Genomic DNA, 14,088 nt, shown 5'->3' with positions numbered 1-14,088 from the left:
AGAATACAGAAAGAAGAATGCAGCATAAAAATTTCCTACCCCTAGGGGTAGGAAAGGACAAAGAAATAGCAGAGTAAGCTTTAACACTAACTCTGCTAATAGGTCCAACTTTATGGGGTCACCTTATCTCTTCTAATTCATCACCTTTATTATTTAAAACTCTTCGTTTGCAAAAATTATTTCAAATATAGCTTTTTTGACTTTTTCTTCTATATCAAAGGCCATCAGGGCTGATACAAGATTAGAAATACTTTGTGCATTTTTAAGTATATCAAAAATACTTTCCTTCTTTAAAGTTTCAATTCTTGAGCTATTTATTCTTGATAAGATAAGTTCAAGCTTATTTGTTTTTTGGTCTATTTCTTCATATGATTTAATTAAAATTTCAATATCTTCATTGCTTGGGATTTCTTCAATGATTATTTGGCTTATATTTTTTTCTTGATTATAAGAAATCTTGCCTTCAAGCCTATTATCTTTATTAGCTACTATTTCAACTTCATTTACTTTTATTCCATAAATTTCAAAAGTCCAATCTCTCTTAGTCGAAATTATATCTATTTTAGTTTTAGATTGATCTAGCCTTATAGCCCTCTTATCTTCATAGCAAATCTGAGTTATAGATTTAGCTTCTAAGTTTTCTTCGCTATCTTCAATCAAATTAAATATTCCATCTTTACCAGCGCCTATTAAAACTTTTAAGGCCTTTGGGTTTTCTATAGAATTTGTGTAATCCTTATCTAGGTCAGCTAATGGAATAATCCCACCTTTTTTGATGAATAAGCCCATTTTATCAATTGGCCTATAGATTTCAATCATGGTTTGACCAGCGTAGAAAAGACCAGTCTGCAAATCATAATAACCATCATCTGGCAAAAACGCCTTAAATTCAGCCATCTGAAGCCTAGGATCTATTTTTTTAGTCATTGGTGTGACTAAAAGACTCTCACCAAAATAGTATTGGTTTTTGTTCGCATAAGCTCTTTCAACATTTGGATAATAGTAATAGATTGGCCTTATTAAAGGGATATTTTCTTCGTGGGCCTTATAATTCATGGTATGGATATAGGGAATAAGTTTATGGCGGATTTGTAGGTAGTCGACCATAAGCTTTGAATATTTTTCATCAAAAGACCATGGCTCCTTGGATACAAAAGGTGTATTTGAGCTATGAAGCCTATTTATAGGAGAAAAAACTCCAAATTGTAGCCACCTTAGCATAAGCTCTGGGTCAGTTGCCCCTTTCATATGACCACCTATATCATGAGACCACCATCCAAAGCCAATATTTGAGGATGTGGCTGTGAAATATGGTTGAAAATCTAATGTATCCCAATTTATAGATGTATCACCTGAAAATCCTATAGGATATCTTTGAGACCCAAGACCTGCAAACCTTGAAAAGGTGAGGGCTCTCTTGCCAGATTTTTCCATATCTAAAAATCTAGTACGGTTTATAACCCACAAGGCATCTTTGTTTTCGTCAAGCTTTCTTGGGCTTTGTTGCCAATCCATCCACCAGAAATCTACTCCCTTTTCTTCAAAAGGCTTATAAAAATACTTATTCAGGCAATCAGCATAGGCCCTATCTTTATAGGAAAAATCTATAGTCTCTTCATTTTCATAATCATAACCAAGCTCCTTTGCCATATCTTCATAAAAATCTTCACTTGGCCTAATTCCTGATGATGGATGTAGATTTAAAGTTAGCTTGTAATTGTTATCATGAAGTCTTGAAAATAAGTTTCGTGGTTCACCCAAGAGGTCATAATTCCATGTATAACCAGTCCAGTCGCTTCCGTATTTTTCATCAATTCCTGTAGTATGCCAAAGCATGTCTAGTACCATAATAGAAAAAGGTGCCTTAAACTTTTCAAACTTATCCACTAAGTCTAGGTAATCTTCTTTAGAATAATTATAAAATCTGGACCACCAATTACCCAGAGCATACCTTGGTAAAAGTGGTTGACTTCCAGAAAGCTTATAAAAATCATCTAGGGCATCTAAATACTTATCTTTGTATGCAAATACATATAGGTCTTGATTATCATTATTTCTATCATAAGTCCAACCATCATCGCTTATTATTGGTGATGATGAGTCATCTATCACACTTATGCCATATCTAGAAAGGATACCATCTCCTATTTCTACCTTTGATTCTGCAAAATCAAGAGTTCTTGCTGTTCCACCTAGGTTTTCTATCTTGTCTCCATAATGCCAAATGCAATAATATGGATGGTTGACCTTGCCCCTAAGCTCTACGCTTAGACCATAGGTAGAAAATGGTTTTTTATCATATAAAATAGTTACATGATCAGTAACAATCTTTAGCCAATCTTTCCTATCATAAACCTTGAAATTTACAGGAGGAAAATCCCTATTTATAACCCCCTTGGTCATCCTATCTTCAAAAATTCCATCCTCGCTATATTCTAGCCTAATTAGTCTAGAAGTGAGAATTGAAATCCTATATTTATCTCCCTGTATTATAGATTCTTTTTTACTTATTGGATTATAATTTTTCCCATTTTTAATCATAAATTTCTCCCCTAATAAAAAGGGGCTTGTAAAATTATAAATATTTCTCCGTTAATTTATTTCCCGGAGCAAATTTAAATTTTACAAGTCCCTTAAAATTCATATTAATACCATTGTAAATAATTGATAATTAAAATTCAAATATTTATGACTATTTACAATTGTTCTCTGTTCACCCATTAGAATCCAAGCTATAATTTTGCTTCTTTATCTTTAAATAATAACTAGTAGAAATCACAAGATTAGCTAGCCAACCAAGAGGTACTGCATACCAGACCATGGCTATACCGATTTTATGGGCTAGGGCCATCGATAAGCTTACCCTTATGGTCAGGTTGACTATATTAGCTAGGGTAAAAATCTTTACATCTCCAACTCCTCTTAGGATACCGTCCACGCAGTGTTTAGACCCTACAAGAAGAAAGAAATATCCAATAAAGTCTAGGTAGGCCACGCCTGTATCTTTAGCTAAGTTTGATGATGATTCGTTCATGAAATAAGCGATTATATTTGCTGAATTAAATTTCAAACATATTAAAATCACGACAGAATAAATCCCAACCATGGCTATGGATGCCCTAAGGCCCTTTTCTAGTCTTTCAAGCTTTTTTGCCCCCACATTTTGAGAAGTGTAGGAAGATATGGCATTGCCAAGACTAGTTATCGGTACAATAATGAGGCTTTCTACCCTAATGGCTGCAGAAAATCCTGCCAGCATACCTACCCCAAAGGAATTTACCACAGATTGGACTAAAAGTTGACCAATTGTGATGGTTGATTGCTGGATAATAGATGGGATGGCTAGGTAAGAAATGCGGCCTAGCTCTTTTTTATCAAAAATCTTTGTCTTTTCTGTCTTAATTTTACTAAGCCTTCTTATAAAAACCCCAAAGGATAGGACAGCAGACAAACCCTGGGCAAGGAGAGTTGCGTAGGCTGCTCCAGCCAGTCCAAATCCCAAATCTCTTACAAAATATACATCCAAGCTTACATTCAAAATCGAAGAGAAAATCAAAAAATATAGAGGAATCTTAGATTCTCCCAAAGCCTGATAAAGGGCTGAGATGATATTATACATAAATAAAAATGGCAGACCATAAAAATAAATATTTAAGTACAAAACTGACATATCAAGAATTTCATCAGGTGTCCTAAGTAAAGCCATGAGGTTTTTTGCAAAAATCAAACCAAAGGCCGAAAGGCCAAGGGCAAGGACTAAAAAACCTATAATCGAAGTGAAAATCGCAGTCTTCATCCTCTTATAATCCTTGGCTCCAAAATATCTGGCTATAAGGACAGATGCCCCAGCACCTCCACCAATTCCTATACATATAAAAATCGTAGTGAGAGCAAAGCTAGCCCCAATTGAAGCAAGCGCGGCCTCACCTACATATTTGCCAACCACAGCCGAATCGACCAAGGTATAAATTTGTTGAAAAAGAGAGCCCACCGCCATTGGCAGGGCAAACTTGCTAATTGCCTTAGATGGCGACTCATTTGTTAAATAATGATCCATAAAATTTCCAATCTTTTTAATTTATACTAATATATGATAAATGGATAAAAAATCAAAGAAAATAGGCACAAAAAATCTTCCCAAATTCAGGAAGATTTTTAACAAGTTTTAATAAATAGAAATATCTTGACTTGGTCTTTTTGCGAGCAAATGGACACCTTGCCAATAATTAAAATTCTTTTTATTCACATAAGCTTCTTTTTTCTCCACAGCCACAATTGCGTACCTATCTTTGATATCTGAACAGGTCGACAAAGTTATTAGCTTATCATCTTTTTTTGGCAGAGGCCTATTTTCAAGGATATTATTTTCTCTAATAAGTTTAAGATAGTCTTCAAACTCATCATCATCGTAATAGTTAAACCTATAATCTGCATCCACATTCACATCCATGGCACAAACCACCTCAAAGGTCCTCCTGGCCACTGGAGTGTCAATAATTATCTCCGAGTGTTTTTTTATAAAATTCTTATCCCTAAACTTATCCAAATCATGGAAAATATAGCCAATCCTTACATTATGACCATAAATTACTGTATTTTGATCAGAAAAATCTCCATGGTGGACGTGGTCGATAAAAACTCCCCCGTTTATATAATAAGACCCATCATAATCGTGGTCGAGGTAAAATTCATTATCTTCCCCCTGAACAACAGGGAAATCTATTGAGGTACCATCGACAATAATCCTACCCTTGACTTGGGGATACTTTTTCTGAAGCTCCTTTACATGATTGACTCCAGCTGTTGCTTCTGCCGCGGATTCTTCTTTTATTTTATTTTTAAGAAAAGCCAGAAGTCTTCCTTCATCAGCCTTCTTTACAATATTATTTATTTCCTCTTCCCTTGCCATATCGATTCTCTTGCTAGAATAAAATTTTCTCATATTTTCCTCTTGATAATAAGCAATCTTTTCTTGAGTAAGCCTATCATTCTTATAGAGAAAAACAAATAGTAAAATAAAGGCAAGGGCCCATAAAAAATTAGAATAATTCTTCTTCATATAATCTCCTGGCTTATATTCTACACTTTTCATCTGATTTCTCTAGGAAATACAAGTTTTTTATAAAATAACAAGTATTATCAAAATAAAAATAAAAAATCTCCCCAATTAAAACAAAATTTGTCATTTATTCTCCTATCCTAGGTTATAAAGGCATATCTAAAGACAAAAGTTAGAGCTATAATTAGGGTTAGTAGTTGTATTTCCTAGCTTTGACCTGTGCATGCTTTTACTATACAGAAAGTTATCAGACCGAGGGCTATACCATTTGCTATGGAATAAGTAAAAGGCATAAAGACGATAGTACAAATAGCTGGAAGGGCATTTGTCAAATCATCAAAGTCTATATCCTTAACACCTGATAACATCAATACGCCAACAAAAATTAGAGCTGGAGCTGTAACTTGGGCTGGAATTATCGCAATTAGTGGAACGAAGATTAAAGAGAACAAAAATAGGGCCGCTGTTGTAAGCGATGTAAGTCCTGTCCTTCAACCCTCTGCTATACCAGCTTATGATTCTACAACTGTTGTTACGGTTGATTTCCCTACCAAGGCACTAGCAGCTGTTGAAATCGCATCACTCATAAGCGTTTGCTTTAAATTAATAACATCCCCATCTTTATCAACTAAACCTGAATGTTTGGCAAGTTTTTGCAATTATTTTTACCTTATTTATGCCAATATAAATTATTTCTACCATAATTTCTTGTCAAAATATATATTTAATTTTTTTAGATTATTACCGATAATAATAATCATTAATATATAATTAAATTTTACTAAATATCTAGTATAGTTAACAATGTAACAAAACAAATAAAAGGAGTTTCAAAGAAGATAAGATACACAATATAGTAGAAATATTAGATAATATCTATTGAGTTGGAGTTAACGACAGAAAGATTGACCGATTCGAAAATATGTTCGAATTGACAAATGGTGTTTCCTACAACTCTTACCTTAATAAAGACGAAAAGAACGTTTTGTGTGATTCAGTAGATGCAGCCTTTACTAGAAGATATATAGAAAATGTTAAGGCAGCTCATAACGGAGAAGACTTAGATTATTTAATTGTTGAGCACATGGAGCCAGGCCACTGTAGAAATATTGATTTTTGTTTAAAAGAATGCCCAAATGCTAAGTTTGTTGGCAATGCCACGACCTTCAAGTTCTATGAACAATTCTACAATGATGAATTAAAGGATAGATATGTGGAAGTAAAAGATGGAGATGAAGTAAATATCGGTAAGAGAAATCTCAAATTTGTTTTCACTCCAATGGTTCACTGGCCAGAAGTTATGATGACTTACGAAACAACTGAAGGTCTTCTCTTCTCAGCAGATGCTTTTGGTGCCTTTAATGTAATTGAAGGTCATGCAGATGCTAAGAATGTTATCCACAAGGTTGATTGGCTATATCAAGCTATAAGATATTAAATCAATATAGTTGGTAAGTTCGGAAAATGGTACAAAATGCCTTCATGAACATCAACGACCTTGCCATTCTTCCTCTCCATGGTCCTGTTTATAAGGACGAACAACCTATCAATTTCATAATTGATAAGTATAACAAGTGGTCAACCTTCACAGCGAAAAAAAGGTGTCGTTATAGTTTACGCATTAATGTATGGAGATACCGAAGAAGTAGCCGACATTCTTGTAACAAAGCTAGCTGAGTTAGGGGTTGAAAATATCAAGATTTATGATCTGGCTGCTTTTTATGTTTCTTATCAAAATAGCCACTGCCACAGATTCTTTCACTCAGTATTTGCACCAATCAACTACAACTCTGGTCTTTACTAAAAGATAGATGCCTTCCTAAGAGAACTTGTTGGAACAGGCTTTAGCAATAAAACTGTTTCTTTCCTAAACAACTGGTCTTGGGGCGGAAGAAGTCTCGAGATTTCAAAGGAAATCCTATCTCAAACTAAGCTTGACTATGTAGGATAAGATGTTAAAATCAATTCTGGTGTGAAGATGGAACAAGTAGAAGAAATTGAAGCCCTTGCTAAGGCCATCAAAGCTGATATGGATAACAAAAAATAGAACTTAAAGTACTCAACTTTATTGAGGGCTTTTAATTTGAAAATCTTTATGCTTGTGATTTTATTAAAATCCTAGAGATGATTTTCCAATCTAAAAATTCTAAGACAAAAAAATACCAGAGCAAGCTTTATGCTAACTCTGGTATCAGATCTAATATTTACTTAGTTTATATTAGGTCTTTTTATTTTCTTTTTTTAGTCTTGAATAAGGCAAGGCTTGCTGCAAATAATCCCATCACTACTGATGATAGGCTCTCTACTCCTGTTTTAACATTTGTGCTTTTTGGAGCTTTCTCATTCTTTTCTTGTGATTTTTCTTCACTTCTTTGGCTCTTATTTTCCTTTGCTTCTTCTTTATCCTTATCTTCCTTAGCATTTTGAACTAAGGTATTGTCTTTTGAAGGATCTCCTTTAAGCTCTTTAGTTTCTAAGCTTGCCTCCACTACTAATCCTTGATTATCTTTTGAATTTTCACTCTTATGAGCTAGATTTATTTCTGGAATTTGTGGATTTTCAGAAGGAATTTCAGAAGGATTATCTGAAGGAATTACAGAATGATCTTCTGAAGGAATTTCAGAAGGATCTTCTGAAGGAATTACAGAAGGGTCTTCTGAAGGATTTTCTGTATCACTTGGGCAAGTTATATTCCAAATCTTTGAATAATCCTCATCTTTTTTCTTTGTTTCATCAAAAGTTTGTTTATTTTCTTCTTTAACTTCTTTAGGAAGATCGTAGAAGTCTGGTTGAACACTTAGATCTGCCATAGCAAATAAGAAGGCACCTTGTGCTTTAATTTCTTCTTTTCCGTCTTTATCTTTGACTTTCCAACCCTTGAAGCCTTTACCTTCTGGAACTTCTCCCTTGTATTCTGGTAATTGGAAATCCTCTCCCTTTACAAGTTCATTTTCCTTATTATCTATTGTAATCTTGACTTTTTCTGGATCTATAGGAGTTAATGTGCCACTTTCTTTGTCAAAGCTAAATTCCTTTACCCTAGTATTGTTTGCAAAGTCTTTTACAACAAACTTGATTGTTAGCGTATTTTCCTTTATATCTTTTATATCATCTAAGGACTCGTATGCTATACCATTTACAAAGATTTGTTTGTCTTGGATTTCTCCAGCTTTATCGCCATCTCTCTTGTCTGTAACATTGAATTTGATAAATTTATCTTTTTCATATTCAATAGCTGTGTTACCATCATCCTTTTGTTCGATTTCAGGTTTTACAGTATCATAGAGGAATTGATAGTGAACTCCAACAGCCTTGGCATTAAGTTTACTATAACCAGTTTGTAGGTATACATTGCCATCCATATCTTTGACCTTGTCTGGGAATCCATTAGCCTTGTAGTCCTTCATTCCCCAGTCCATGATATCCCCATCTTTTACATCAAGCTTAATGTTAAAGTCTCTTGTATTATCTATGTGTAAATCACCGTAAATTAGGTAGTTGTCTACAACTGACTCGTTAACTCTCATTTCCCAGTTGAAACCACCCTTATCTCCTATTTTTCCTCTTAAATAGAATTCTGGTTTTCTTACATAGATTTTATTGTCCTTTGTTGGATTGAAATAGTTTCTATCCATAGTCAAATCTACTGATTTTGCATCTATAAATAGCATTCCTCCATCTTCTTTGATGGCTTCTACGTTGGATTTATCATCTCCAAGGTATTCCTTGCCATCTTTGCCAAGAAGAACTAGTTTAGAAGGATCATCTACAAGATTTCCATCCTTATCTATAGCTTCTCCCTTGTCATTAGTTTTGAATGTAAAGATTTGATATCTAACTATATTAAATCCGTCCAAGGCTGACATGAGAACCGATTGAGTGCTTCTACCATCTTCAACATTTCTACTATCACAGTAGATTGTTTTTTGTGATAAAGCCTTGATGTTAGGGGCAGTCTTTTGGATTTTTTCTATATCTTCCATGCTATAAACTCCATTACCATCAAGCATATCAGTTTTTCCTGGGTTAAATGTCGTAACTCTTAGGGCATATCCCTTTCTTACAATCATTTTATCATTTAATACATATTGACCCTTTTCTTTATCGAAGAACATCTTGTTTGTATCCATCTTGCTTGGATCTTTTGGTTTTTGTTTAGTTAGTTCACCTTCACCTAGTTCGATAATATTTCCATAGCTTGAAGCATATGGTGCAGCTTCCGCGGCTTCATCCTTTTTTTCTGGCATCCTTATTATAGTTTTAGCTTTTGTTTGACCCTTATCTTTTACGATAATATTCATATCTCCAGTAAAGGATAGACCATAGACTACATCATTTGTGTTTGCAAATAAGTCAAATGTTAGAGTTTTTGTTTGTGGGTCGTATTTACTTGCCTTGATTTCTATTATTTTATAGTCATTACCATAGTAGGCCTTAGCATCTTTTGATACATTATTTACTTTTCCAAGAATTTCAAAATGGCCATCCTTTGATGGACTTAACACTCCACCAAGCTTTGATTTAACATCATCAAGTTCCTCAGTTTCATATTCTAGAGCACTTCCATCATCGTAGGCTTTTATATTTCCTTTTTCATCATATTCGTAATCACACTCTACTGTTTTCATTTCACCACTTACAAAGTCATATATTTCCTTATATTTCTTTTTAATTAGTTTCTTTAGGTCTTTATTTTCAAAGTCTCTAATTGTTGAAATATTTTTATTTATTTCAAGGCTAGCTTCTCCCTCAACTGAACTTTCTTCAGCTGGTTTTGAGTCTTCATCCTTAACTTGATTATTATTGGTATTTTCCTCTGAGCTCTTTGCATTTTTGAGTTTTTCTTCAGAAATTTCTCCAAGTTTTTTGTAAGAAGAAGAATCTTGGTCAGGATCTACTAGGTAATAAGAAATCATTCCGTTTGCATCAGCTTGCTTATCAAATTTTATCCTATGGATTTTGGTGAAGTTGCTTGCACCATCTAGGGCGATTACTTCTATGATTTTTCCTCTTAAATCTCCTGCACCGCTAATTTCGTAGATAGTATTTCCTTTATCATCAAGCTTTCTATGTCTACCTTCGCCTTCTCCAGCATATTTTACATTGAGGTTTCTTTCAACATCACCGTATTCGTCAACTATAGCTGCACCTGCATACCATACTTCGTTGGCTACTTCTTCAAATTTCTCTGGATGGTCTTTTTGATCTCTTACAAACAAGGTTTCATTTTTGTACTCATCTTTTGCCTTGTGGTAGGTATCTTTTGCTATTAATTTGATTTTGTCTGGATTAGAGAAATCAACATCGACAATCTTTGGAGCTGTATTGTCAATTTTTACTGGTATATAAGAAACTTGCCATGAATAATCCTTAGTTAATCTATATTTGAACTTGTAGAAGTATTGACCCTCAGCTATCGGTTCAAATTGACCCCTAAGTTTTGTTTCAAAGTCTTGGTTATTATTATCATCATTAGCGCCTTCTTCTCTTCCTCTAGGATTGTAAATAAGGCCATCCCATTTCAAATCTCCCAAAACTTTTAACTTGGATGACTTAATCCCCTTAGCATCGTTTCTCTTTGAGTTTAGGATTCCTCTGATGAAGTGCTCTCTAGATACAACCTTGAGGTCTTTTTGTCCTTCGCCCTCTTTGTCAGTATTTACAATTGAGATTAAGCCTTCTCTTGCACTTCTTAGAACGAGTGGGGAAGGTGTTAGCCCTGTTTCGATTTGAACTTCTTGTGGTTGTCCCTTATTATCAAGTGGATAAATTCTTGCGACTTTTGATTCGCTTTGTGATGGATCATATAATCCGTGGTTGTTATTTAGTGCAAATAAATCAGGATCTTGATCAAGTGATTTTGTATTTCCATCTTTTCTGTTTTGGATAACGGCTGCTGGATTGAATTTATCGATGTCATGTTCTCCACCTATACCCTTGTTCAAGGTTCCAGGTATTTTTGGTTTACCATCATCGTCATAACCTTCCATGGTTTTTGATTTAGAGCCTTCTTCCCAAGCCCACTTGTCAAGGATTGGCTCCTTGTTCCAATTTCCAGCAAAGCCCATAAGTGGCATTGATAGAGATGGTTGGAATACTGTCTTGTTTTCCTTGCCACACATTGCCTCAAGTTCTTCTTTAGATTCAAGTCTAATGAAGGATTCTACAAATTGGTCTTTATCTTTTGCATCTCCTACATTTATTACAGCCTTCAATTCATATGAAGAGTTTGGAGCAATTGTAAATACATCGTGTTCAAAGCTAATATTTGCACCCTTAATACTTGCTGGATGAATTTCTGGAACAATTTGTTTACCATCTGATGATTTCTCATCCTTGTAAGTTTCATCAAGTTTTAGCCTGTCGGTAAGGGAATCTGTGGTTATTGCAGATGATGAAGCCTTAAATGTGAGAGGCCTATCTGATGTATTAATCAACTTGATTGTGAAATATTTCTTTTCTCCCTTAATTTCTCTAAGTGATATAGATCCATATGAGTTTACTAGACCTTCGGAGTCAACATTTTTAAAGCTTGCTATAACATCACTTCTTAGTGCATTAGCAACGTTAATTAGACCTGCACCTTGTTGTCTTGGCGAAGCATAATATAGTGATTTTTCCTTCCAAGATGTTGGATCCATCATAGGTCTTGCTGTGTTTTGTAGGGCAATCTTTGTAAGAGTAGTTAAGTCGATTTTATCCTCACCTTCTAGGTTTTTGAGGACAGGTTTTTCGAGCATCTCTTTTAGTTTTGGTCTAATCAATACTGTTGATGCTGCGACCACTGGTGTTGCCATACTTGTTCCTGACATATAACCATAAGTTGATTTGCCATCAATTACATTTAGAGTTGATTTGATGTTCTTTCCTGGTGCTGATACATCTGGTTTTAGTAGGAGGTCACCCCTTGGACCCCATGATGTAGAGGCTGCTGGCACGATTACTTCTTCTTTATAAAGTTCCTTGTCTGTATCAGGAGCAAAGTTAAAGTCTAGCTCTTTCTCATCACCAAGCTTTGGACGGTTTTTGTTGAAGCTTTCCATATCAATTGGATAGTATTGGTCAAGCTTATCTTTGAAGTCTTCTTTCTTGTTTCTCTTAACCTCAGTTTTATTGGCTGGATCAATCATATTCCAAATTTTAAGTCCATCATCACCAGATACTGAAAATACTTGGCAAGTTGTTCCTTCATCTTCTTCGTAGCCCATGGCTGGAAGCTCTGTCCAGTTATCCCTGTTATAGTAGTTAACAGTGTTTACAACCATGATTGCGCGAGCACCCTTATCGGCAGCTCTTTTGAAGGCATATTTTAAATCCTTTGTATATATTCTATCCATAACAGCAATTTTGCCTTTAAGATTAAGCCCAACTAGATCTTCATCTTGACCCTTGCCTATATAAACGAATTTCATTTTGTCAGATGCTTTGCTTCCATCTTCATTACTAATAATCTTATTTTTATCGAAGAAGGTACCGATATTTCTATACTTGAAGCTTTCGCCACCAATATTTACCTTATCAAACTCTACTATTTGATTTTTAGCTGATGCAACAGCTATGGCATCTTCGTGGGCAGCAGTTCTAGTTACATTTCCTGTATCGGTCATCTTTAGTTGGTTATTAACAGCCAAGTCCCATGATGAGCTTGAAGCAGATGTTGCATAGTTACCAGTAGCAACTACCATAGGAATACCTGCCTTTCTTAAAGCCCTAATTGCTTGCCAATATTTCTCACCAATAAGACCTGTTCCTGTAAATCCAGAAGATACAGATACTACATCAACCTTATGTTTGATTGCATCTTCGATAGCGTGAAACATTGTTTCATCACCAGCAAAGCCATCACCTGAATCTGAGTACATCTTGTAAGAAAAGATTTGAGCATTTGGTGCTATTCCGTCTATACCATTATACTTAGCTATATCCTTATCAGTATCATTACCAGCAAGGATTCCCGCTATATGCATACCATGTGGATCATGATAGTCGGAACCATCGTCATATTTTTCGACAGTGATTTTGCCACCATTATAATAGTTAAAGGCATGAGGAATTTTATCACTCAACCAAAAGTCCTTGTCAGTTCCCTTCATGTCCTCTTTTTTATATTTCATATAAGGCTTAGCTTCATCGTCAATTCTCATAGCCTTGTGCCTATAATCAGTTCCAGTATCGATATTTGCAATTACCATGCCCCTACCGTCAAACTTCATTACCATGTCTTTGTTAATGGCTTTTAGGTAGTCGATAGCTTCATTGACACCGATTTCTTCTCTTGCGTGATTCATCATTGGCTCAACTTTTTGAGCTCTGTCTACAGATGATATTCCTTCGATATGTTTAATCAAATCAAGATTATCTTGTTTTGTTTCAATTGCACAACCATTGAAAATTGTATTATAGGCATACAAAACTTTTGTAGAAGAAAATTTTGATATTTCCTTCATTGCCCTTTCAGCAGCCTCTTTATCTTTAAATTCGGCTATGTAGATGACTCTACCCTTATCTTTATTATCTAAAACTTTATCATCTTTCTTTTCTACAGCCTTATCATCTTTCTTTTCTTCAATAGATGAATCCTTATTAAGGTCAGCTTTATGTGTATCTTCTGTTGATTTACCTTCTTTTTCATCAGACTTATCTTCTTTGAGGGAAGTTTCTAAAGCAGGAGCTTTGTCTTTGTTTTCATCTTCTTTCTTTTGTTCATTTTCTTTATCAAAAGATTCTTCACTCTTTGCTTCTTCTTTTTTTTCTGTAGTTGCTTCATTTTCACTAGCAAGGCTTTGGCTATTTGCCTCTAGCGGTTTTTCTTCTTCGCCACTTGCGAAGGAAGGCTCATTAAATAAGAATGAAATAGATAAGGCGGCAATTAATGTCGCCTTAATAATTTTTTTATTATTCATTTATTCTCCATATCCTCTATTAATTATTTATTTAACATGTTAAATATTAATTCATATTAATGTACAAAATATAAAATTGTGATAATGATTTTCAGTACCACTAATCAATTATAAAACATTTATATC

7 protein-coding genes and 1 pseudogene are annotated in these 14,088 nt (G+C 34.6%); 2 read left to right on the top strand and 6 right to left on the bottom strand.

The features are described 5' to 3' along the window. Positions 1-153 precede the first annotated feature (153 nt). The 5 genes and pseudogenes from NH286_RS08490 to NH286_RS08470 form a co-directional block, all read right to left on the bottom strand. Positions 154-2,541, bottom strand: coding sequence for a glycoside hydrolase family 31 protein (locus NH286_RS08490; protein ID WP_265238262.1), 2,388 nt, complete (start codon positions 2,539-2,541; stop codon positions 154-156). A 172-nt stretch (positions 2,542-2,713) separates the two neighbouring features. Then, positions 2,714-4,057 carry an MATE family efflux transporter gene (locus NH286_RS08485; RefSeq protein ID WP_265238260.1) on the bottom strand — a complete coding sequence of 448 codons (1,344 nt, stop codon included), beginning with the start codon at positions 4,055-4,057 and terminating at the stop codon, positions 2,714-2,716. 108 nt (positions 4,058-4,165) lie between these two features. Further along, entirely contained in the window at positions 4,166-5,059 is an 894-nt protein-coding gene (locus NH286_RS08480) for a class B sortase (protein ID WP_265238259.1), read from the bottom strand. Between the two features lie 206 nt (positions 5,060-5,265). Then, positions 5,266-5,538: pseudogene (locus NH286_RS08475) on the bottom strand (solute carrier family 23 protein); the annotation flags it as partial. Between the two features lie 33 nt (positions 5,539-5,571). Further along, positions 5,572-5,718 (bottom strand): hypothetical protein, encoded by a 147-nt coding sequence (locus NH286_RS08470; RefSeq protein ID WP_234025811.1) that lies wholly within the window; start codon positions 5,716-5,718, stop codon positions 5,572-5,574. 263 nt (positions 5,719-5,981) lie between these two features. On the opposite strand from NH286_RS08470, the gene NH286_RS08465 reads away from it, so the two are divergent. Both NH286_RS08465 and NH286_RS08460 read left to right on the top strand, forming a co-directional pair. Continuing rightward, on the top strand, positions 5,982-6,497 hold the full coding sequence (locus tag NH286_RS08465; RefSeq protein ID WP_265212571.1) for an FprA family A-type flavoprotein: 516 nt from the start codon (positions 5,982-5,984) through the stop codon (positions 6,495-6,497). A gap of 186 nt (positions 6,498-6,683) precedes the next feature. Next, positions 6,684-6,863: a hypothetical protein gene (locus NH286_RS08460; protein WP_234025809.1), complete on the top strand. Its 180-nt coding sequence runs from the start codon at positions 6,684-6,686 to the stop codon at positions 6,861-6,863. Between the two features lie 424 nt (positions 6,864-7,287). On the opposite strand, the gene NH286_RS08455 is transcribed toward NH286_RS08460, so the two are convergent. Further along, positions 7,288-13,962, bottom strand: coding sequence for a S8 family serine peptidase (locus NH286_RS08455; protein ID WP_265238258.1), 6,675 nt, complete (start codon positions 13,960-13,962; stop codon positions 7,288-7,290). Between the last annotated feature and the right edge of the window lie 126 nt (positions 13,963-14,088).

The sequence above is a fragment of the Anaerococcus sp. NML200574 genome, from assembly GCF_026131665.1.
GTDB lineage: Bacteria > Bacillota > Clostridia > Tissierellales > Peptoniphilaceae > Anaerococcus > Anaerococcus kampingae.
Note: the sequence above shows the minus strand (reverse complement) of the source record. Positions and strands in the feature narration are given on the sequence as shown.